We start from the raw sequence: 24491 nt of genomic DNA, 5'->3' as shown, positions 1-24491 counted from the left end.
ATGTAATTTAATTTATAATACTTATTGAATTGCAAAGATGGTGCCATTTTTTTAGATAAACTATTTTAATCTACTTATTTTCAATTTATTGTGCGTTTTAAAGTAAAATACCCAACTTTTATCGAGTTAAAATAACGGAAACCACTGATATTTAGAGCAAAAAGGTTAAACCTTGTCATTACTATTCTTCGCATTTAAAAATGAACGTTGTTTGTTATAAGCAAAGTCGTATTCACTCGAAATACCAAGAATAACTCATGGATAACACCTTCTAAAGTGTTAAATTTGTTATTGACTATTATACTTTAAAAACCAACGTTATTTCCATATAAAATGAACACCACACCTACCAATAAAGCCATCTATATTGCTACAACAGAACCACATAGTGGAAAGTCTATTATATCCTTAGGTCTTATGCAATTATTACTAGGTAAAGCTGCTAAAGTGGGCTACTTTAGACCTATTGTTGATGATTTTGAAACAGGAAAAGTTGATAACCACATTAATACAGTGACCACTCATTTTAATCTCGATCTAAAATTTGAAGATGCCTATGCATTTACAAGAAGTGACGTTATTAAAATGAAAAACGATAATAAAGATGAAGCTATTATTAGCACCATTATTGAAAAATATAAAGCAATTGAAGAACGGTTTGATTTTGTTTTAGTTGAAGGCAGTAGTTTTATTGGCGAAGGCGCTATTATTGAATTCGATATCAATATCTTAATTGCTAAAAACCTTGGTATTCCTGCTATTATTTTAGCTAGTGGTGTTGGCAAAACTTTAGAGGATCTTGTTGGTAATTTGCATATGGCTTTCGATTCTTTTAAAGATAAAGGGGTTGAAGTCTTATCGGTCATTGCCAATAAAGTAGAACCTCAAAATCAAGATTTAGTCATTACAGAGTTAAAAAAGGACTTGCCATCTAAGGTTATTGTAAATGCCATTCCGTTAAATTCCATTTTAGCCAATCCATCTATCAAAGAAATTGTAGAGGCACTTGATGCGGATGTTTTATTTGGCGAAGCTTATATTAATAATCAAGCTGGTAACTTTAGCGTCGGAGCCATGCAACTACGTAATTATTTAACCCATTTAAAAGAAAATGGTTTGGTGATTACACCAGGTGATCGTGCAGATATTATACTTGGTGCGTTGCAAGCTCATATTTCGGATAATTATCCATCACTTTCTGGCATTGTACTTACAGGAGGGCTTAGACCTGAAGCTTCTATTATAAAACTGATTAAAGGCCTTTCGGATATTGTTCCTATTATATCTGCTAAAGAAGGCACGTTTGCCGTAGCCAATTTAATTGGATCTATTAAATCTCAAATCTACGCTCAGAATACCGAAAAAATCAATACTTCTGTTAAAGAATTTGAAAAACATGTGCATACAGACGAACTCGTAGAACGCCTTATTACTTTCAAAACCAAAGGAATTACTCCACGCATGTTTCAATATAATTTATTGCAACGCGCCAAATTGAACAAAAAACATATTGTTTTACCCGAAGGCTTAGACGAACGTATTTTAAGAGCGACCAAACAATTAATCGATGTTGATGCCGTAAATATTACCTTACTTGGAGATAGAAAACAAATTGAAAATAAAATTGCACTGTTAGACCTTTCGCTTGATTTAAATCGTGTTACGATCATCAATCCTATTGAGTCAGTTCACTTTAAGGCCTATTCAGAAACGCTTTACGAATTGAGAAAACACAAAAATGTAAATTTAGCCATGGCTGAAGATTTAATGGAAGATGTCTCCTACTTCGGTACGATGATGGTGCATAAAGGAGATGCTGATGGTATGGTGTCTGGTGCTGTACATACCACGCAGCATACCATAAGACCAGCACTTCAATTTATAAAAACCAAACCTGAAACCTCTATCGTCTCATCCGTATTTTTTATGTGTTTAGAAGATCGGGTTTCGGTCTATGGCGATTGTGCTATTAATCCTAATCCTAATGCAGAACAATTATCTGAAATTGCTATATCCTCAGCAACCACAAGTTTAGCCTTTGGTATTGATCCTAAAATTGCCATGTTATCGTATTCTTCTGGTGCTTCTGGAGTTGGTGAAGATGTAGAACGTGTAAGACAAGCCACAGCACTTGTAAAAACCAAACGACCCGATTTAAAAGTAGAAGGGCCAATTCAATACGATGCTGCTGTAGATATTAAGGTTGGAAAAACAAAACTTCCAGATTCTGAAGTAGCAGGTCAAGCGAATGTGTTTATTTTTCCTGATCTTAATACCGGAAACAATACTTATAAAGCGGTACAACGTGAAACGAAGGCTTTAGCTATTGGCCCAATCATTCAAGGTTTGAATAAACCCGTTAATGATTTGAGTCGTGGTTGTACGACCGAAGATATTTTTAACACGGTCATTGTGACTGTAATTCAAGCACAAGGCATCTAAATCTTATATCACTATGCATATTTTAGTCATTAACTCAGGTAGTTCTTCTATAAAATTTCAACTCATAAAAATGCCTTCTGAAGCTTTAGTTTGCAGCGGACTTGTAGAACGTATTGGAGACAAGGATGCTGTTATTAATTATAAAACCGATGGGTTTGATATTCAGGAAACGACTGCTATAAAAAATCATAATGAAGGGTTAAAAAAGGTCGTCGGATTTTTATTAGATGCTGAAAAAGGTGTGATTAAAAATACCGATGCGATTTCAATTGTTGGGCATCGTGTAGTGCATGGTGGAAATTCGTTTTCTGATACCACACTTATCACAGATGCCGTCAAACAAAAAATTGATGATTATGCTAATTTAGCTCCTTTGCATAATCCTAATAATCTTGAAGGTATTCGTGTTGCTGAAGCCTTATTTCCTAATGCCAAACAAGCCGCTGTTTTTGATACAGCATTTTTTCAAACCTTACCAGAAAAAGCTAAAAAGTATCCCCTTCCGAATGAACTTTACACAAAACATGGCATTCAAGTCTATGGTTTTCATGGTACGAGTCATAAATATGTCACTGAAAAAGCATTGGATTATTTACAGCTAAACACTTCTAAAATTATTACCATTCATTTAGGTAATGGTTGCAGCATAACAGCCACAGTTGACGGTAAAAGTAAGGATCACAGCTTAGGCTTTACGCCTTCTAATGGTTTAATAATGGGTACCAGAAGTGGAGATATTGACCATGCGATTATTTATTATTTAGTAAATAGTTTGGGTTATAGTCTAGATAAAGTCACCACATTGCTCACCAAGGAAAGTGGTTTACTAGGCTTAACGGGATATAGCGATTTGCGCGACATACAAACACAAGCTGAATTAGGAAATGACGATTGTAAACTCGCTTTAGACATGACGGCTTACAGAATTAAAAAATACATTGGTGCTTATGTTGCTGCTATGAATGGTTTGGATGCCATTGTATTTACGGCTGGTATAGGCGAAAACTCGAAAGTGCTTCGTGAATTAGCGTGTAAGGATATGGATTATTTTGGTTTAGTTTTAGATGATGCAAAAAATAGAATCCGTTCTAAAGATTTAAGAGAAATCAATACCAGTACGTCGAAAACCAAAATTCTAGTCATTCCTACCAATGAAGAATTAGAAATTGCCAAACAAGCTTTTCAACTTTTGAATTAATGTTTATTATAAAACGGCTTAAGTTATAAGTCCCATTATTTTTCTTACAGGCTTAATTAATTGAATAGTCTACTATCCGTTAGAGCGCAGTCGAGAACTAAATGACTTATATGATGTTTACTTTCAAATCAAAATTAGATGATGTCCCACAGGAAGATAAATAGCTAAAATAAAATTCAATAAGAACAGCTACATTTTCCGAAGTTTAAAATCAGCTTCAACTTTCTGCATCACCAACCTTGTTATTTTAGAGGCGAAAATGCCTATTAAGGCTGAAATTACAGGTCGTAATAAAACACTTTTAATTCTGCCTTTAAGTTCGGCTTTCAAAATAGCTTTAATACGCTTTTTAATTGGTTTTTTTAAAGCTCTAAATGCTTCAACCTTAAATTTAGGAAACTCTTCAACTTCATACTTAGAAGGATTGGTATCACCAGTAAGCTTACTTACATCTGGTATAATTGGCATGTATATTTTCTCGCTACCATCGGCTTGTTCTATTTTTCTTTGAAAATCTTCAATAGCACTGTCGCTAACACCATAAAACAAATTATTTGGGTCTTCCCTATCGCATTCTAAAAATAGAAATCCTCGTAGAAAATTACGTGCGTTATCTCTACCTAGAAAAAAATCGTGCTTTCTAAATTCAATATCTAAAAATCCACCAAAACCTCCAATACCACCTGTTGCTAATGGAGGATGATCTCGCAGCGCTCTTGCACCTGGTTTTAACTTTCTTGGAAATGCCATTAATTTAAATAAACCAATGCCGTACGTATCCGTTTGTTTATTTCGAGCTTGGTTTAAAATGGTTGGTACCAAACTGCCAAGCACACTTAATAAATCGGTCTTGTTATAATTTGGTGCGGTGGTTTCGGCAGATTCAAAGAAATTAGGGAAAGGATCTATTAATATGGTTCCGTATTGCGGATGTTCTTCGTTAGGTTTGCCATGCTTTTGAACTAAATGCCGTAAAACTTCATCAAAAGGTTCGTTATTAATAGTACCACCATCAATTGCCGTGAATTGAAAATTAGGAGCATCAATGTCATCAAAATGTACAGCCATATCTTTGTCAAAGGCTTTTCTAACTCTGAGATTATTCTGTAAATAAGCGGTTTCAAAACTTGCATCAAAATAACGTGGTTGTAACCCAAAAGGAAAGGCTCCTGTGGCTTTAGTCACTTTGGCTAAAAAGTCGCGAGAGGATGATTTAAGTGGCTCAAAAGGTAAATAGTGTTCTCTGTCTTCTGTGTTATAATCTAATTTAAAATGTGCAACCACATCATGACTGCTAATACGATGGGCTGGTGTTTCGTCTAAAAACTTAGATTTCAGGCGACTTAATTTCACCTTATAATCTAAAGGTCTTAAACTGGTTAAGGTGATCAGTAATCTGAAATCTTTAGAAATGTAACTTGGAAATTTTGTTAAACTAGCGTCTTCAGGTAAATTATTAAAAACGCGTTCGGCAATATGATCGATGGGTTTAGAATTTAATAATGACGGAGCACGTTTATCTGAGACAATATCTTCAGTCGTTAGCATTTTGTCGAAGGTAGTTTTTCCTGATTTTTCTTTGGTATAAAGACTATCGTCATCATCTAAAAACACCCAACTATCGTAAAGGATATTACCTGTTTTAACGTGAGATACTTTTTTTACAGGTTTCCAATTCCCAGCATATAATGCTAAGGTGGTAATCATACCTACCATACCACCTGCCGAAGCTCCACCAATAGCATCAATAACAACCTCGTGCCTCGGAATATTGTGGTTAGCATCTGTTAGAGGTTCTTTTTTAGCTTTTTCCCATTCCGAAAGTGCTTCTAAAATATAATCCATAAAACCAGCCGTATACGCACCAGCAGAAACTGCACCTGCCATGGTTAATCCTAAATGGAATGTTTGTTTGCTCATAGATCGATAATTTTGAAATTGGTGTTATGCGTTCTAAAAATAGAGCTTTAATGCTTAACATTAAAAGCATACCAATACTTATCCCATAGAATTCTATAACAGATACGAGCTGAAACGTCATTATTCTAAAATTATCTTTAAAATAAAAGCATAAAAAAACGTCCTCAACATAATGTAGAGGACATTTTGTATATAATATCAGTAGCTTTTTATAATTCTGCTAAGTCAAGATCAGTCTTTAATGTAATATGACGTTCGGCAACCAAAATGCCATCTTTAAGAGTTGGTTTCAAAACACGTGTTGGATCACCTTTTTTAGCCATACGCTTTCTGCAGGTTCTAGTTAGTAAAGGATCCTCATCAAATAGAAAAGTTTCTAATGCGTAAGCTGGTTGAGTTGGTGCTTTTATTAAAGGAAATATTTGTTGCAACTGATTAAAACGCCTGTCGCCACCTGGTACAAAGGTGTAAAAGGTGTATCTACCATCAGCATCTGTTTTTACCCAACTTCTATGAAACACGTAACGGTTATCGTCGGCATGTCTTAAATCAAAATTTCCATTTTCATCTGGCTGTTCAATAAAAAGAATAACATCTTTAGCAGGAGTGACACCATCACTTTGGTAAACAATACCTGTTAATTTTAATTGATTGATTTTAGATCTAAAATCTGGAATTGTATCCGTGTTACTTAACTGCGCTTCTGCCCTATCAGTTATAGCACTATAATCGGCATTTGCTTTTTGAGCAACACTCGTTTGCGTGATTACAATAAAACATAAAGTACAAAAGAAAGTGATTATATTTTTCATAGCTATAAATATTTAGTTTACATTAAAATTAGGACTTTTAACTCGTAACACCTTAAAAATAATACCAATGCTAAATATTTACGATAAACCGAAAAACGTAACAGATATGTTCGACTAAATACGGTGTTTTCATTTAGAATAGAGACATTGTTATAAAAACGCATGTCTATTTATTAAGACATTAAGTTTCAACTTAAAGCTTCCAACTTCTAAGATAAATTTTAGTCAAAAAAAGAACACCTTTTAATGATAACAATAAGCCCTGTTTTAAAAAGTAAATGCATCCTTTTTTAGATTAAATCGAGGATTTCAAATTGAAAATACACTTAAAAACACAAAAAGTATTTTATCGATAAAATGTGCTTTTTATCAATAAAATAAGCACTTTAACGTATAAATATGCATTTCATATGTGAAAAAAATTATAAAAAATGATGAAATAAAGTTGTTTTATTTAATAAATTGTATAGATTTGTTGCTCTAAGAATAAATAAAAAGTATAAATATGACTACCAAATCTACTTTATTTTGTGTCTTTTTTTTCCTAGTGATTAGTATGGGTTTTGCTCAAAAAAAGGGCGAAACACAAAGTATCATTAGCGGTAAAGTAAACATATCGAAATACCACAGTCGTGAAGACTTAAAACAAATGAAAAAAGGAGATCTTCTAAACCTTTACATCGAGCGTATAGAGGTTATTGTAAATATTTTACCAAATATTGCATTTGCTACGAAGCCAGGTGTAACTATGGAATCTCTTGGAATACCAGAAACAAAAGATAACAAAAAAGCTTTAGAGGATAACATTAATGCATCTACCTCTTATTTTGATAGTACTATAGAATTTCAAAAAACCATTTTGCCTTACTCTGATACCACAGATTTAATTGCCGCAATTTTGTTTTATGAATCTACACTGAAAGCATTACATACTTACGACGATTTTAAGAAAGATTAGTTAGTTTATATATTTATGTGTTTTTAAAGAACCTTGACATTAGTTTGTCAGGGTTTTTTTAAAGACTATTGTCAAGGTTAAAAAAATTGACGTTAAAATCACCATTTTAGAAAGAATTATACTACATTCAATATTAAATTATGTATTTCATCGATATTATTTGTGTTTCATAGGTATTATTACTATGTTTGTCTTATATAGTTTAGAAGCCCCAAAAATCTAACGTATTAAATTAACCTACTATGAAAAGAATTACGCTTAATATCCTAATGCTGCTTGTGGTTGCTGGTAATGCTTTTGCCCAACAAGAAAAAGGCATTACGGGTTATAACAATTGGCTAGACACGTGGACCGACTTTAAGCCTAACCAAGCTAACTACGAGAAACCAACACAAATACTTACTGGAAATATTTCAGAAAACACGACACTCACCAAGCGCAACACATATTTGCTTTTAGGAGATGTTTTTGTAATAGACAGCACCACTCTAACCATAGAAGCTGGTACAGTAATCCTTGGAGATTATAAGACAAAAGGCTCTTTAACCATTAGCAAAAATTCTAAAATCGTTGCTGAAGGTACATCTACGGATCCTATTATTTTCACGTCTAGTCGAATGGATAAGAAGTCAGGAGATTGGGGAGGACTTTTTATTCTTGGAAGCGCACCCATTAATACGTTTGGTGAATTAACAGCACTTAACTACGGTTTAAAAGCAGCTTCCACAGAGCACATTAGCTATGGTGGCAAAGACACCTTTAGTGATTCAGGAATTCTACAATATGTTAGAATTGAGTATGCAGGAAAAAACACGAAAGAATTTGGATATTTCAGCGGACTTACACTTGCAGGCGTTGGTTTAATTACTCACATCAATCACGTTATGGTGAGCTACTGCCAAGGTAACTCGTTCACGGTTTTAGGTGGTTCGGTAGATTTAACACAAACGGTGTCCTTTAGAGCAAATAAAAATGATTATCATTTTGATAAAGGCACACAATGTAACATTACAAATGCTTTAGCCATAAGATCACCTTATATTTCTAGTGCTGATGGTTCGCGTTGTATGTCTATTAATTCTTATGACATCAAAGAAAATGCAGACGCTACTAAAAAAGACACCTTTGTAAATGCAGAAAATGTAACGTTAATCAATGTTAGTAATGATCTAAAATCAGATATTAGCGTTGGGCTGGTACAAGAAGCTATTTATATTGGACCAGATGCCGCTTTTACAATAGACAAAAGCGTGATCTCTGGGTTTAAACCAGCCGTTATATTGGATGCTAGAATTTCAATCAACAGCGAAAATTTAGAAAAAATAAACTTTACACGTACCTACTTTAATAACTGTAAAGGAAATATTTTTAGAAAAAATTACACTAATAATGACGATTTAGAAAGCTGGTATGGCAGCAGAGCTTTTGACAACGTGTACTCTAAAGCACCAGATGACGAAACGTTTATAGACGCGCATAATAGCAGATATCCAGATTTTAGATTACGAATTAATAAAATTATTGCTTCTAATGGAGAATTTGACGATGATGACAATTAAGATTTATACCAACCTTATTTTAAATAGTAATAAACTTTAAACCCAAAACAGCTTATAGATTAAACATCTACAATCCCAAAACTAATGCTTAAACCTACGAACCCCTCGAAAATCCTGTTTATATTTTGCTGCCTTTCTTTATTATGGCAAGCATCTGCAAACGCGCAGTTGGTTATAGGTGCGCCAAATTTAGGTTTTAGTCAAGCCTGCGCAAGTAATTCATTTAACAACTACAGTACAACCTTTATTTTTTCGCCAGATACGGTTTTAGATGCTTCAAATCAATTTAGCATAGAATTATCAGATGCAAATGGTGACTTTGAAAACTCAACCATCATATTTACTTCAACTGCAGGTGCAATAACCAGTTCACCAGCAACAGTACAATTTTCAATACCAGAAGATACAGCAGGAGAAAATTATCGAATAAAAATTAAAAGTAGTGCTCCAGTGGCAACAAGTGCAAGATCAGAGCCGTTTGCAGCCTATTTTAAATCTCAAGATGCTCCTTTTTCAATTAATAACTTAGTCTCTACAGGTGTATTTTGCACAGGAGGAAGTTATTTATTAACTATCGATAATCCTGGAACTGGCAATAACGAATCTCCTTTACTCTACCCAAACTTGAGTTTTAAGTGGTTTAGAGAAACGAGTCCTACCACATCGATTTTCGTAGCGGATGGTGCTACGCTATCCGTTAATACCGAAGGAACGTATTTTGCTAGAACAGATTATGGCACTTGTACGTCAGATTCTTTTTCTAACCGTGTCACCATTACTGAGGCTGTAGCTGGTGAAGCTAATGCCACTATTGTGTCTAGTTTAGGAAATCCATACTGTCCAGAACAAGGATTTACCATTTTAAATACAATCGCTGGTAACAGCTACCAATGGTTTAAGGATGGTAATATGATTGTAGATGCTACAGATCAAATGTACCAAACTAATGCATCTGGACTATTTTCAGTTCAAGTAGATTTAGGCGAATGTTCAGCCTCAGGCTCTATAGATTTGGTGAGCGAATTATTTGAAAGTTCTATCGATGTCCCAGAATTCAATGAAATGCTAGAAGAAGAATCGTTACTAGTTAACGTAACCACAACTGCTCAGAATCCGATCTTCCAATGGTATTTAAATGATACTTTAATTTCTAACGCTAATGCGGCAACATTTGAAGCTACTGAATTTGGTGATTACAGCGTTGTTATTACTGAAACAGAAGGCTGTAATGCATCAATAGAATATCTATTTACCATTGAAGAGGCTTTCGATTTATTTCCAGAGGTTGAAAAAATCCCGAATGTAATCAGTCCAAATGGAGATTTAATAAATGATACATGGATTATTCCAACTGCTTATGTCAGTGGTACTAATACTGAAATCATTATAATGACCAATCAAGGAAAAGTGGTTTTAAAAACTAATGATTATCAAAACAACTGGCCAGAAAATGATTTAAACTTAACTGCTATTAATCAGGTGTATTATTACGTCATCAAAACATCGGATAATCAAACTAAAAAAGGATCAATAACCGTCGTGAAATAATATGAAAAAATATCTTTCGATATTACTTATATGTCTCTGTTCTATACAGACATTCCATACCCAAGAAACGGATGGAGTGGTTTCGCTTGCAATTCCAAATCGGAATTCTTTGACGTTTAATAGATATACTATAAACCCAACCTTTAGTTTTGTTAGAGAACAAACCAAATACATCAGTATTTATAATAAAAGAGAATGGGTGCAATTTGAAAATCCACCACTCACCTACTTAGCTAGCTACTCTGGAAGATTTGGTGAAAATATTGGTGCAGGTTTAGGATTATTTCAACAAAATTTTGGAGTGCTTACGACCTTTGGTGGTATTTTAAATTTTGCATATAACGCCAGACTTGGCCAAGATAGTAACCTTACTTTTGGTATTAATGTTGGCGCTTACAAAAGTGGTATTAACACCGCAAATGTTGTGACCAATTTTGCCGATCCATCATTACAAAATGTACCAGAGAATTTTTTAATGACCATTAATCCTGGTATTAATTATGGTAATGAGTTTTTAGATTTCGGATTCTCTATAAATAATCTAGCCCTTTATAATTTTGAAGCATCAGCGCTAATTGAAGATAATATGGCGCAAAGCATTCAAGCGCATGTTATGTACACAGGTTATATGAATGCAAAAGGCTTTTTTGATGAAAGTAAATTTACTGGTTTAATAAGATATGAAATTCAAAATGACAGATCTATTTACTCTGCTCTAGCCATGATTTCTGTTCCTAAAGGTATTTGGTTTCAAGGTGGTTATAATTCTTTATACGGAGCTTCAGTTGGTGCTGGACTCAATATTACCACACAAATTGCTATGGAATATAATTTCGAAAGAACTTTTGGAGATTTCACTACGTTCGGACCATCTCATGAAATTACCTTAGCCTACCGTTTTAAAAATGATAAGTATTATAGCTATAGTCACGAAGATGAAGTCAGTAGTATTCTTTCTAAAAACAAGAAAAAACGTCGTGTGGTTAAAAGCTCTAAGTCAAGAGTTGCATCTCCAAAGTCAACGACGTCTCAAAAAGTTAAATCTAACACAGCATCAGAAGCCAAACGTGTGGCTGCCGAAAAAGCAAAAGCTAAAAAAGAAATTGAAGAAAATGCAAAACGTTTAGCTGAACAACAAAAACTTGAAAAAGAATCGCAAGCGAAAAAAGATGCAAAAGCTAATTCAGAAAACGCTAAACTAATAGCTGATGAACAAGCTAAAGCCGAAAAGATTAAAGCTGATAAGAAAGCTAAAGAAATAGCTGAAACAAGAGCTAGATTACAAGCAGAACAAAAAGCCAAAGAAGAAGCTGCTACAAAAGCGCAACAAATAGCAGAACAACAAGATAAAGAAGAAGCCGCTGCAAAAGCACAACAAATAGCAGAGCAAAAAGCTAAAGAAGAGGCTGCTGCAAAAGAACAACAAATAGCAGAACAACAAGCTAAAGAAGAAGCCGCTGCAAAAGCGCAACAAATAGCAGAGCAAAAAGCTAAAGAAGAAGCCGCTGCAAAAGCACAACAAATTGCAGAGCAAAAAGCTAAAGAAGAGGCTGTTGTAAAAGCACAACAAATAGCAGAACAAAAAGCTAAAGATGAAGCTGCTGCAAAAGAACAACAAATTGCAGAGCAAAAAGCCAAAGATGAAGCCGCTGCAAAAGCGCAACAAATGGCAGAGCAAAAAGCCAAAGATGAAGCCGCAGCAAAAGCGCAACAAATGGCAGACCAAAAGGCCAAAGAAGATACAGATGCACAAGAACAGCCAATTGACGAACAAGAAGCGAATGCAACCGTCATTTCAAATCCAACAGATGCTCTAGCAAAATCGATGCAAACCTTAACGAAGTCTACTGAGGAAAGTAAGATTATTCAAAACGAATTATTAAAACAATTCAATGACATTGTCGCCATTAAAGACCAAGATCTTAAGGATTTAAAAGAAGAAAATGATTTAAGCGATCAAGGTATTGTGGTTCAGCCTAAGGCTTTCAAGAGTGTTACGGCAGAAAATAATGCTCTAGCAGCTATTGTATCGGATTTAAATAATGTGATTAAGACAAGAGACGATAAAATTGAGGAATTAAAAACACTTTATGATGAACGTACTAAATTCAAAACATTCGAAATGGATGAAGTCACTTTATTCTATAAAAAAGAAATTGAACGTTTAAAGTCAGAACAAATTAAAGCAACTACGCTCAAAGCCAAATTAGATACTAAACTTCAAGCGATTAAAACTGCAACCGACTTTGAAAAAAGAAGACGTATTAAACGTGCTGCCTTTAGCAGTGAATCAGATCGCTACAGTCAAGATAGAGCGCTATTGAAAAACATTAAAGAAAATACTGTTTTAAGTGATACCCCTTTAACAGTGGAAGACTTTGATTTTGGTGAAGCACAAGGTAATAGCATCAAAATATTAAAGAATATTAAAAATGTTAAAAACGGTTATTATTTAATCATAGCGGTGCATAGTGACACCAAAAAGCGAAATGAATTTGTCACCAATGTAGTAGCTTCTGGAAGAACTGATGTCGACTTTTTCCACGATGTTACTACTAGTAAATATTATATATTTTATGACAAATTTGAAACTATTGAAAACGCAAATCAAGCATTAAAAACTAAAGGAAATAGACCTTATAACGAAAAAATGTCTATTGTAAAAATTGAAAATTAATAAGTGTTAAGCCACCCTTTACTTTGATCTCTGCCCTGAGGAAAAAAGTAAAGACATAAATTACATATCATGAAAAAACCTACTTTTTCAAGAATAGCTATACTAGCGTTCTTTCTCATTTTGGGACAACAACTATTTGCTCAAAATCTGGTGCCATTTTCGCCAAGATACAATCAAGCCATAAAGGGCGACATGCTTTTAATAGGAAACAGTAATGTGGGATTACATGTTTCAAACCCTTACAATGGAAATGCAACTAATGACCAAGCAGATGCTGCTGTATATGTAGATATTGATGGTGATGCATCTACGTTTAATTCTAGTAGTGCCAATTTAGATGTTCCTAGTGACGAAAGTTGTTATATTGTTGTGTATGCTGGTTTATATTGGAGTGCTGTTGTAGATGGAGATGAACCCATATCTGATGTAAAATTTAAAGTGCCTGGTGGAAATTATGTTGATATCTCTGGGACAGAAATATATTATCAAAATGCAGCTAACAATAATCAATCTAACACCTATGCTTATTATCACGATGTTACAGATTTAGTAACCGCTTTGCCAAATCCTGAAGGTACTTATACGGTCGGTAATATTTCAACTTTAGTGGGTCCAAAACCAAATTCAGAAGGTCTTTCTGCTGGTTGGTCTTTATTTGTCATTTATGAAGATCCTCTTTTACCAAGTAAATATATTACATCATTTGATGGATTTACAAAAATTACAAGTAGCATAAATGAAACATTCCCTGTTAGTGGTTTTAATACCATACCTACAGGTCCTGTACGTGCAAAATTTGCTTTTGGAACTATTGAAGGTGATCGTGGTTATACTGGTGATTATTTAAGATTAAACGGAACCACTATCAATGCTACAAATAATGCTGGTACTATTATTAGACCTGGTAATAACTTTTTTAACAGTTCTGTTTCGGATATTGATCCAGTAACAAACACTGCCGAATTATTTATAGACAGAACGCCTAGTAGTACCAATACCATGGGTTTTGATGCTGGTATTATAAATGTACCTAATCCCGGAAATTCACTTATTGCCAATAATGCAACCTCAGCAGATATTAGTTTAGGTAGTAATTTAGATATTTACTATTACTACTTTAGTGCGTTCTCCATTGAAATTATTGCTCCTAATATTGTACTAACAAAAATTGTGGAAGATGATTTAGGAAACAATATTGGAGGTCAGCTCGTTGGCTTGGGTGCTGATTTAAATTATGTCATTGGATTTCAAAACACAGGAAATGATGATGCTACCAACTTTCAAATTAGGGATATTCTTCCTGTTAATATTATTTATAATCATCCTACTGATTTAGTCTTACCTGCTGGAGTGACCGTTTCTAGTTACAATCCAACCACTAGAGAATTAGTCTTCAATATTGATAATTCGTTAGTAGAACAAAATGATCCTGTTTACGAAATACGCATCGAAGCTAGAGTTGTAGATGAATGTGGCCAACTTGCAGATGCCTGTTCAAACATTATAAATAATCAAGCTTTTGCATCTTATCAAGGCACCGTTAATCCTGATTTCACTATTACAGATGACCCAAGTTTAAGTACTAATACAGGTTGTTTAATTACTCCACAAGCCACTAATTTCTTAGCGGATCTTGATTGTACGTTTGATCAAGAAGAAATTCTTTGTGGTGATAGTTTAGAGTTAACGGCTGCTAATGGTTATGATACTTATGCGTGGTCTACAAGTCCTACAGGTGTGCCTGTAATTGGTACCAACCAAAGCATTACTGTTACAGCAACAGGTACTTATTATTCATATAACACTGCTATTGCTCCTTGCCAATCAATTGTACAGCAATTTAATGTTCAACTTTTTGGCTCTAACACCACTAATCCTGTTATTCCTTATGCAGATGAAGTAGTTACGTGTCCTAACGATGGTAAGTTATTACCAAATATATTTTTATGTGGTGCTAATGATTCAAGATTAATAGAAACCAATATTTCAGATTCAACATCTGTTATTTGGGAACGATTAGATGAATCGAGTTGTGCTGCCGTATCCGATCCAGATTGTGCTAATGAGAATAGCGCTTGTACTTGGAATGAAGTTGCGACTAGTGCTAATTTTTTAGCAGATACTTCGGGTCAATACCGAATGACTATCAATTATCCTGGTGGTTGTTTTGTGCAGTTTTATTTCAATATTTATGAAAATGAATTGAATCCAACCGTTAGTGCCACTGATATAATTTGTGATACAGATGGAAGCATCATTGTTAATGGAGTGCCTTCTGATTACGAATACAGTTTAGACAATACCAATTTTCAAAATAGTAACGTATTCACTGTAAATACTGCAGGAATATACACCGTATATGTAAGACAAATCGGAGTAGCTTCAAATCCATGTGTATTTACGATTCCAGATGTTCAGATTAGAGATCGTGAATTTACAGGCTCGACCATTGTAACACAACCACTCTGTAACGGTGAAAGAGGAAGTATTAATATTGCTGCTAATGATGCGGATCCACAATACACGTTCTCAATTTTAGAAAACGGTACGTTAGTTAATAGCGTAGGTCCTGTGGTAGATAATAATTATACGTTTCAAAATTTAAACACAGGCACTTATACAGTTACGATAACTTCAGAAAATGGATGTACATTCTCTGACGAAGTAACCATTATAGAGCCACCTTTATTAACAGCTACTGTAGCTTTAACGAGTCCATTAAGTTGTACTGATGGAGAAATTACAGTGTATCCGGTTGGAGGCACACCTCCTTACTTCTATTTTGTAAATAGCACTACTGATTTTCAGACAGTGCCTCAAATTGTTGTGACCTCAGCAGGAGTTTATAATATTACTGTTGTAGATGCAAACAATTGTGCTGCAGATGTCACTATTAATGTTGATGCTATTTTAGAACCAGACTTTAATGTTAGTATAACGGATATTGCTTGTGCTGATGCTGTAAATTCTGGCGCATTAACGATTAATGTCACTAATGCAAATGGAAGTAGTATTGCTTATAGTATTGATGGCGGAACAACATTTGTCAACTCAAACACCTTCACCAATTTAACAGTTGGTGATTATGAGGTGGTACTTCAATATACAACAGGTTCTGATGTTTGTGAAACTAACCCACAAACTGTTACTATTAATTCGGCAACAGCTATAACAGGAACAGCAGATTTAAGCGCACCTTTTACCTGTCTGTCTAACGGAACTATTACAGTAACCAATGTTACAGGTGGCGATGCACCTTACCAATATAGTATTGACGGTGTCACATTTCAAAATGGGAATTCATTTAGTAATTTAACTGCAGGAACCTATACCATTATTGTACAAGATGCGAGTGGTTGTTCTTCAGCAATGAATCAAATAACTGTTGAAGCTTTAAATCCTCCAACGGATTTAGAGTTTGATAGTTCTCCTGTAACCTGCCCTACAAACACCTCAACAGTTTCAATTACTGCAACGACAGGTGGTACAGGAACTTTACAATATCAAATTACAGCACCAGCTTCGGCTGTTACAGGTTTTCAAACTTCTGCATCCTTTTCAGGATTAGAGCCAGGAACGTACACGTTTCAAGTGACTGATGAAACAGATTGTGTTTATAGTGAATCCTTCACAATTGCTCCTATTCCTACTCCAACATTATCAGTAGTATTGGCAGAAAGCTTAGATTGTGATGCGTCTCCAGATGCGGTTCTAACAGGAAACATTACAGGACCAGCACCATATACCTATGCTGTGTCTATTAATGGTGCTGCTTATGCAGATTTAGGTGCAACGGCAACACCGTTTAATTATACGACACCAAATGCTGGGACGTATCAATTACAAATTACAGATGCTATCGGTTGTACAGCAGAATCTTCTGTAATTACAGTGAATCCTTTATCCTTACCAGCATTAAGTTTGGTAGCGCAATCGCAACCTATTTTGTGTAATGGAGATACTAATGGAGCTATCGATGTTACTATTGATACTTCAGTTGGCACACCTCCATTTGTAATTAATGTCACTAATGATACTACAGGTACAGATTTTGGGACACAAACTTCTGGTTTAACGGCTGGAGTTTACACTGTAACTGTTACAGATTCTAAATCATGTACAGCAACTGAAACAGTAACAATAGATCAACCAGATCCGATTGTTATTGATTATGATGCTATTGATATTACTTGTGATGCTTCGGGTATTTCTCAAGGTTCTGTAATTATAAATTCAGTAGTAGGCGGTACGTCTCCTTACAACTATTTTGTAACAGGAACTAATGGCTATTCAAATTCTGAACTCAATAATACAGGCTCTACATCTATCAGTTTTGATGTTGTTGATTTCGGATTGTACCAAATTAATGTGGTTGATGCTAATGGCTGTTCTCTTTTAGTTCAAGATGTACTAGTAGCTTCACCTCCAACCGATTTAGATATTGATATTACATCTACAGTAGATTGTTCTACTGGTGGTATTGCTGAAGTTAGTATTGGTTCAACATTAGCAAGTGCAGGCCCATTCTTCTTTGCAATTTATGAAGGTCCTGCAACAGTTTATCCTGCCGGAACTTGGTTAGCCGAAGATGCTGTTGGAAGTCAGTCCGCTACATTTACAGGTTTAACACCAGGTTTGGTCTATACATTCATTGTTTTTGACCAATCTACAAACTGTAGTTACTACGAACCGTCTTCAATTCCGATTCCTACCAATTCTACGTTAACAGCAACAGCGCTAAGTGCAAATAATATTACTTGTACAGGAAGTGCTGATGGAAATGTATCTTTTACCGTAAACAGCATCTATACAAGTAGCGTTAATGTTACTTATGAAATTTTTGATTCCTTATCATTAAACACCACTGGTATTTCTGGATCAGGTTCAGTGCCTGCAAATGGTTCCTTAAACGTCACTGATCTTGGACCACTGCCATTTGGTAACTATTTTGTTTCGGTAACTGAAACTTCGGGACCTAATGCTGGTTGTGGAGTAGTTACGATTCCTTTTAATATTACAGAGTCTACTTTTCTTTTAGAATTAGCCGTTTCTATTGACCAAAATGCAAATTGTAATGCCAATTCTGGAGTGATTAGTGCCATTGGTTCTAACGGAACACCTCCTTACCAATATCAAATTACAACCACAGCTGCTGCTCCACTAGCCACTGATGGAGCTTGGAATGCTGCTAGCACATTCAACCTAGATGCTGGTAGCTATTATGTCCATGTTATTGATGCATATAATTGTATTGTTACCAGTCCTGTTCAAGTTTTAGACATGGACGATACGCCTGTAATTTCAGGAACTTTAACCAACCAATGTACAGTTACTGAAGGTAAGTATGAAATTGATATCACTTTAGATACACCAGGAATTCCTCCGTATAGCGTGAGTATTAATGGTGGAGCATTTCAAACTCAAACATTTCCTTTTACCCTTTCAAATTTATTTTCAGGGACACATACTATTGCTATTCAAGATCTTAATGGTTGTGGAAATACCATTTCTATAGATATTGTTGCACCTATTGAAATTATTCCAGAAGTTACTGCTTTACCATCGTGTAATAATGATGATGGAGAAATTACCGTAACAGGTTCGGGCGGATCTGGTGCTTATGCTTATAGCATATTACCAAGCCCTGCTTCTGTGAACTTAACTGGCAATATATTTTCTGGTCTACCGTCAGGAACCTATACGATTACAATAACAGATACCGTAACATTATGTACCGAAGAGGTTTCAGTAACTATAGCAGAAGCCACGTTACCATCATTTACTTTAGCACCAAGCAATGTGACTTGTTTTGGTGATAACTCTGGATCATTTGAACTCAACGTAGCCAATTATTCAGGAGCTTATACTTATGAGGTTTTTAATAGTTCTAATACGTCTGTAACAGGATTAGTTGCTGCAAATACAACAATAAATCCAATGACTGTAACAGGAATGGAAGCTGGTACATTTTCAGTTGTAATTACCGAAACTGACTTTCCATTCTGTTCTGCTGAAGCAAGTGTTGTTATTGTATCACCTTTAGCTCCTCTTACGCTTAGTCTTTCTGAAACATCTGACGTTACCTGTACCAATAGCGAAGGCACTATTACAGCAATTGCAACTGGTGGCTGGGGAGATTTAGAATATGAACTTACAGGAGCTGCTTCTGTAGCTTATTCTTCTAACAATTCGTTTACAGGATTATCCGCTGGAAACTACACAGTGAACGTAAGAGATTCTCAAGGTTGTATCGCATCAGAAAATATTTTACTCGAAGAGCCTACACCAATAAATGCCACCTTTACTCCAAGTACAACAGTATTATCTTGCTTTGGAGATCAAAACGCAAGTATTACGATTAGCAATGTTACTGGTGGACAAGGCACAAATTACACCTATACTTTAAATACCGTGTTACCTACACCAAGTGTTTCAGGTCCACAAACATCTAATGTATTTGAAAACTTAGGTCCTGGGACGTATTTTGTAAGAATTACAGATGGATTTGAATGTGAATTTACATCAATCAATATTGTTATAACGGAACCAGACCCAATTGCGGCAAGTTTAGTGAGAACGACAACGCAAACCTGTTTAACAGAATCGACGTTAACATTGAGCGCTACTGGTGGAACAGGAATTTATTCCTATAGTGACAATCCATCATTCACGCCAATTATCGGAACATTTACAACAGCCACGACATTTTCTGTTCCTGACGGCACTTATGCCTATTATGTAAGAGATGCTAATGGTTGTGTTAATAACGTATCAAACGAAATTACAGTAGATCCTTTATTAGATCTTGAAGTGACGTTAGAATCTATTAACCCAACTATTAATTGTGCTGGTGATAATAATGGTGCCATTATAGCAACAGCGACTGGTGGATTAGGAAATTATACTTATACTTTGCAAGATAATTTAGGGAATACGATTACAGCAACTCAAAACACTCCAGGTTATTTTACAGAGCTTTTTGCTGGTAACTACAGTGTTCTTGTAGAAAGTGGAGATTGTGTAGCAACCTTTGCTCCAATCAGTATTACAGAACCAGATGCACCTGTTGACGCCACTTTTAATGTGAATAATGTAAGTTGTGCAGGAAACAATAATGGCTCTATCGAAATTTTAGCCTCAGGTGGAACAGGTGTTATTAAATATGCCATTTCACCACAGCTTAATCAATTTTTTGAAACCAATACTTTTGAAAACCTTGCACCAGGAACTTATGATATTGTGGTACAAGATGAGTTGGGTTGTTTCTTAATGTTTAGTGTCGCTATTTCTGAACCGAATCCAGTGGTTCTAAGCATTGTTGCAGATTCATTCTTCCCAGAAGTTTGTACAAATGATGCTGATGGCGAATTTAGCATCGCTATTACTGGAGGTACCTTACCATATAGCGTGAGTCTTGATGATTATGACGGAGTTTATGCCACAGGAGCTGCAACGCAAAGCCAATTTGATTTTACAAATTTAGCTGGTGGAGATCACATCGTATTTGTTAGAGATGCTGAAGGTTGTGAATCTGAATGGAATATCACGTTCCCTGAATCTGTAAGTATTCTACCAGAAATTTTAATTGAAAATATCTGTGAAAATAATACACAAGGGAATGTTGTCACCGTAACGGTTGATGCTTCAATTGAAGATTTAACACAACTTGATTATTCTCTGAATGGAGGTCCTTATCAAGTTGAAAATAAATTTATAAACGTCCCTGTTGGAACCGATAATTACATTGAAGTAAGACATACCAATGGCTGTATCCAATCTACAGAATTCTTTGATATTCAGCCTACTGCACCTGTTACCTTAACCTTAACGGAAGGTGACTTAAATGAATTTATTGCTACTGCTACAGGTGGTGAAGGCGATTATCAATTTACCATGAATGGTGAAGATTATGGAAACGAAAACACTTACATCATCACTGAATCTGGTTTATATACAGTTGTAGTAACAGACAGTGCTGGTTGTTTTGCTACAGCACAAATACAATTGGAATTCACAGACATCTGTATTCCTAATTGGTTTACACCAAATGGTGATGGTCAATCTGATACTTGGGCACCCGGTTGTACAGAAAATTACCCAAACCTCACCTTTGATATTTTTGATCGCTACGGACGAAAAGTCGCTACATACAATGTGGGCGAAGTTTGGGACGGTAGATATAATGGTACCGAATTACCAATGGGAGATTATTGGTATGTGGTTCAAACCAATGACTCAGAATACGATAAAGAATTTGTTGGACACTTTACACTTTACAGATAAAAGCGAAGTACTTTAAAAGATAGCATTATGAAAAAACTCACACTTTACATTCTTTTCTTGGTCTTTGCACATAGCTCTGCACAAGAATTAAATCTACCAGTATTTACCCAATACTTAGCCGATAATAACTTTGTTATTTCACCAACCTATGCTGGTATTGGTGATAATTTAAAAATAAGAGCCAACGGATTAACCCAGTGGGTCGGTATTAAAAATGCTCCCGATAATCAATCGATTTATGGCGATTTTAGAATTGGCGACCGTTCTGGAATTGGTGTTTCTGCTTACAATGATAGAAACGGAAATACACGACAAAAAGGAGTAAAGTTTTCGTTTGCGCATCATTTGACTTTAGATTACAAATCGAAACAGTTTCTATCTTTCGGACTATCCTATAATCTAAATAGTTTTAGAGTAGCTATTGAAGATTTTGATAATGCTAACCAAGGTCCAATTTTAGACCCAACGATTACAGATGACAGATCTATCAATAACAACAACTTTGATGCAGGGTTTTTATACCGTTGGAAAGCCTTTTACTTTAGCTTTAATGCTAATAATATTATGAAAAAAGATTTAGATGCTTTTACTGGCATTGAACCTATTCAACTTTTAAATTATCAAATTTATACAGGTTTGGTTATTAAAAATAAACAAAATAAAGATGTAGAATTTGAACCTTCTATATTTTACCAAATGTTTGATAGTGATAGACGTTCTAGTACTGACATTAACTTTAAATACCGAAAGTTTAACAGATTGGGAGATTATTATTTTATTGGTGGGTCTTACCGTTTTTTAAACGATCAATTCTTTACGCCTTTAAATGTTGGCCCAATGGCAGGCATCACTTACGACAAGTTGTTTTTTGCATATTCATATCAGCTCACCTTAAACGATTTATCTGGTTTTAATAGTGGTACGCATATGGTAACTATCGGTTTAGATTTCTTACAAGGCATCAGTAATTGTGCCTGTACAAGAGGGACAAGTCAGAGTTATTATAGATAATAAGCGCTAAAAATTGATCATAATTAAATGATATTTGAATTATTAATAATTGTCTGTTCGAGCGCAGTCGAGAACTATTGATGTGTTTCTTGTAGGTTTCGACTGCGCTCAACCAGACAGCAGCTAATTAATTATCAATTCCGATAGGTAACTATCTTCTAATCTCGGAAAAATAATATACGCTTAGTTAAGAATTTTAAACAACATTAGAGAAAATTCTATCAAATAGCATAACACCAAAAAAGCACACTTATTTATAAGCTGTGCTTTTTTTATTTTTAATAAGCCTGTTTTATCTGCTATTAATTCTATTTTTATCAAAATCTAAAAAGTTTCATTGAAAGATCATATCAATTTTCAAGACTTATTTGAAGGCTTTCAGAACACAGCTTTACTTTGGGAACGCTCTGCAGTCTATAATTTTGAGCAATTTCAACCAAAATCTACAAGTCATCATTTTACGCAAAGTGCAGAACCAAAACAACTCCGTTTAGGAAAATGGGTTGAAAAATTTATAGCATTTCAATTACAAAAGGATGCCACTATTAAAATTCTAGAAGAAAATCTACAAATTAAAGACCATAAGATTACAATTGGAGAATTAGATCTCGTCATTCTAAAAAAGCAACAACCCATTCATTTAGAAATAGTCTATAAATTCTATTTATATAATCCAAAACAAGACAGCACCAATGCTTTAGATCCTTGGGTTGGGCCGAATAAAAATGATGCTTTAATTTACAAACTCAATAAGCTTAAAGAAAAACAATTACCTCTACTCTACCATCCAAAAACAACGTTAGCTTTAGAGCGTCATTCGTTAGATGTGGATACTATTAAACAGAAGGTTTGCTTCAAAGCACAGCTTTTTCTGCCTTATAAAAAGCAGCATATAGATGTTTTTCCTTTGAATTCTGATTGTGTTAGTGGTTGGTATTTAAATTTTGAAAGCATTGATGAATTACGAAAATTTCAATTTTATATTCCTGAAAAGTTAGAATGGCTTTGTACACCAAAACCTAAAGTGACTTGGTTTCATTTTGATGACGCTTTCGATTTGATTAAAACCCAAATTCAAAACAAACGTTCTCCGCTTTGTTGGATAAAAAACGATATCAACGCACTTCAAAAATGTTTTATAACTTGGTGGTAATGATACAGCACTACTATAAAATATATAAGCCTTATGGCTATCTCAGTCAATTTGTAAATCATCAAAACAAAAGACGTAACAAAAAACTTTTAAATGAATTGATAGATACTGCTAAAAACCTAATGGCTGTTGGGCGTTTAGATGAAAAATCTGAAGGCTTACTACTCTTAACCACAGACGGTAAATTCAGTAATTACATTACAAGTTCTAAAATTGAAAAAGAATATCATGTTATGGTAGATGGTCTCATTACACCTGAAGCGATCTTAAAATTGCAACACGGCATTGAAATTTCAGTAGAAGGCAAATCCTATATTACAAAACCTTGTAAAGCCGAAATTTTAAATGATACTTCTCATATTGTAGAGCGCTTTGTAAGGGACGACAGACATGGATCAACCTCATGGTTGTCCATTACTTTAAAGGAAGGTAAGTTTAGACAAGTCCGAAAAATGACTGCCAAAGTTGGGTTTCCAACACTAAGATTGGTAAGAGTTCGGATTGGAGCTTATCAATTAGACCAACTAAAACCTGGTGAACTTTTAAAAATTGAACCCAAATTTTAGATGTAGGTCTTATTTGAATTTATAAAGACTAAACAGTTTTAAACAAACGACTAAGCGATTTGAGCATGTTTTGCTCCGTAATATCAAAGTCTCCATCAACAAAAAATAAGGTTTTTATGTCTTCCATTAAAAGGTCAATATCATCCTTATCGTAATTATGCTGTTCTAAGCTTATTGTTATTTTTTTGAGACCTTGATAATCGTTGTCTCTTTTAAATTCGTCATGAATTTCTTGAAACGTTTTCAAATCTACTTTAGAGATAATTAAATCTCGTTCTTCTACCGATTCCTTAAAATCAGCATTTGCAGCAAATAATAAAATATAAGCGACAAGTTCGTCTTTGGTCCAGTCGATTGTGTTCAT

The 24491-nt window shown here is 34.7% G+C and carries 13 protein-coding genes; 10 read left to right on the top strand and 3 right to left on the bottom strand.

The window, feature by feature from the left end; translation table 11 throughout:
* Window positions 1-333 precede the first annotated feature (333 nt).
* Complete coding sequence (gene pta, locus AB8B52_RS10830) at window positions 334-2442, top strand: phosphate acetyltransferase (protein WP_406027976.1); 2109 nt, start codon at window positions 334-336, stop codon at window positions 2440-2442.
* 13 nt (window positions 2443-2455) lie between these two features.
* Window positions 2456-3640: an acetate/propionate family kinase gene (locus AB8B52_RS10825; protein ID WP_406027974.1), complete on the top strand. Its 1185-nt coding sequence runs from the start codon at window positions 2456-2458 to the stop codon at window positions 3638-3640.
* Window positions 3641-3829: 189 nt separating this feature from the next.
* On the opposite strand, the gene AB8B52_RS10820 is transcribed toward AB8B52_RS10825, so the two are convergent.
* The gene (locus AB8B52_RS10820; RefSeq protein WP_406027973.1) at window positions 3830-5560 is read right to left on the bottom strand and encodes a patatin-like phospholipase family protein; all 1731 of its coding nucleotides are present in this window, start codon (window positions 5558-5560) and stop codon (window positions 3830-3832) included.
* Between the two features lie 209 nt (window positions 5561-5769).
* Entirely contained in the window at window positions 5770-6372 is a 603-nt protein-coding gene (locus AB8B52_RS10815; RefSeq protein WP_406027971.1) for a hypothetical protein, read from the bottom strand.
* Between the two features lie 505 nt (window positions 6373-6877).
* Here AB8B52_RS10815 and AB8B52_RS10810 point away from each other — a divergent pair.
* The 8 genes from AB8B52_RS10810 (at window position 6878) to AB8B52_RS10775 (ending at window position 24127) form a co-directional block, all read left to right on the top strand.
* A complete protein-coding gene (locus AB8B52_RS10810) occupies window positions 6878-7330 on the top strand; it encodes a hypothetical protein (RefSeq protein ID WP_406027969.1) in 453 nt (150 codons plus the stop codon).
* Between the two features lie 242 nt (window positions 7331-7572).
* A complete protein-coding gene (locus AB8B52_RS10805; RefSeq protein ID WP_406027967.1) occupies window positions 7573-8889 on the top strand; it encodes a hypothetical protein in 1317 nt (438 codons plus the stop codon).
* A gap of 84 nt (window positions 8890-8973) precedes the next feature.
* Complete coding sequence (locus AB8B52_RS10800; protein WP_406027965.1) at window positions 8974-10437, top strand: gliding motility-associated C-terminal domain-containing protein; 1464 nt, start codon at window positions 8974-8976, stop codon at window positions 10435-10437.
* Window position 10438: 1 nt separating this feature from the next.
* Window positions 10439-13114, top strand: a complete 2676-nt coding sequence (locus AB8B52_RS10795; RefSeq protein WP_406027964.1) for a PorP/SprF family type IX secretion system membrane protein — start codon at window positions 10439-10441, stop codon at window positions 13112-13114.
* A 69-nt stretch (window positions 13115-13183) separates the two neighbouring features.
* The gene (locus AB8B52_RS10790) at window positions 13184-21397 is read left to right on the top strand and encodes a T9SS type B sorting domain-containing protein (protein ID WP_406027962.1); all 8214 of its coding nucleotides are present in this window, start codon (window positions 13184-13186) and stop codon (window positions 21395-21397) included.
* Window positions 21398-21424: 27 nt separating this feature from the next.
* Window positions 21425-22408: a type IX secretion system membrane protein PorP/SprF gene (locus tag AB8B52_RS10785; RefSeq protein WP_406027960.1), complete on the top strand. Its 984-nt coding sequence runs from the start codon at window positions 21425-21427 to the stop codon at window positions 22406-22408.
* Between the two features lie 337 nt (window positions 22409-22745).
* On the top strand, window positions 22746-23561 hold the full coding sequence (locus AB8B52_RS10780; protein WP_406027959.1) for a DUF1853 family protein: 816 nt from the start codon (window positions 22746-22748) through the stop codon (window positions 23559-23561).
* Complete coding sequence (locus AB8B52_RS10775) at window positions 23561-24127, top strand: pseudouridine synthase (RefSeq protein WP_406027957.1); 567 nt, start codon at window positions 23561-23563, stop codon at window positions 24125-24127. The genes AB8B52_RS10780 and AB8B52_RS10775 overlap by 1 nt, the downstream gene beginning before the upstream one ends.
* 28 nt (window positions 24128-24155) lie before the next feature.
* Here AB8B52_RS10775 and AB8B52_RS10770 read toward each other — a convergent pair whose 3' ends face one another.
* A complete protein-coding gene (locus AB8B52_RS10770; RefSeq protein ID WP_406027955.1) occupies window positions 24156-24491 on the bottom strand; it encodes a hypothetical protein in 336 nt (111 codons plus the stop codon).

Origin of the sequence: Winogradskyella sp., assembly GCF_045105575.1 — a bacterium.
Classification (GTDB): Bacteria; Bacteroidota; Bacteroidia; order Flavobacteriales; family Flavobacteriaceae; genus Winogradskyella.
The sequence above is the reverse complement of the archived record's forward strand: the minus strand, read 5'-3'. Positions and strand labels throughout refer to the sequence as shown.

Bases quoted from the DNA above. Each gene is read 5' to 3' on its own strand.
- AB8B52_RS10770 (WP_406027955.1), bottom strand. From the start codon at position 24,491: ATGAACACAATCGACTGGACCAAAGACGAACTTGTCGCTTATATTTTA.
- AB8B52_RS10785 (WP_406027960.1), top strand. From the start codon at position 21,425: ATGAAAAAACTCACACTTTACATTCTTTTCTTGGTCTTTGCACATAGC.
- AB8B52_RS10815 (WP_406027971.1), bottom strand. From the start codon at position 6,372: ATGAAAAATATAATCACTTTCTTTTGTACTTTATGTTTTATTGTAATC.
- AB8B52_RS10795 (WP_406027964.1), top strand. From the start codon at position 10,439: ATGAAAAAATATCTTTCGATATTACTTATATGTCTCTGTTCTATACAG.
- AB8B52_RS10775 (WP_406027957.1), top strand. From the start codon at position 23,561: ATGATACAGCACTACTATAAAATATATAAGCCTTATGGCTATCTCAGT.
- pta (WP_406027976.1), top strand. From the start codon at position 334: ATGAACACCACACCTACCAATAAAGCCATCTATATTGCTACAACAGAA.
- AB8B52_RS10790 (WP_406027962.1), top strand. From the start codon at position 13,184: ATGAAAAAACCTACTTTTTCAAGAATAGCTATACTAGCGTTCTTTCTC.
- AB8B52_RS10805 (WP_406027967.1), top strand. From the start codon at position 7,573: ATGAAAAGAATTACGCTTAATATCCTAATGCTGCTTGTGGTTGCTGGT.
- AB8B52_RS10820 (WP_406027973.1), bottom strand. From the start codon at position 5,560: ATGAGCAAACAAACATTCCATTTAGGATTAACCATGGCAGGTGCAGTT.
- AB8B52_RS10800 (WP_406027965.1), top strand. From the start codon at position 8,974: ATGCTTAAACCTACGAACCCCTCGAAAATCCTGTTTATATTTTGCTGC.
- AB8B52_RS10825 (WP_406027974.1), top strand. From the start codon at position 2,456: ATGCATATTTTAGTCATTAACTCAGGTAGTTCTTCTATAAAATTTCAA.
- AB8B52_RS10810 (WP_406027969.1), top strand. From the start codon at position 6,878: ATGACTACCAAATCTACTTTATTTTGTGTCTTTTTTTTCCTAGTGATT.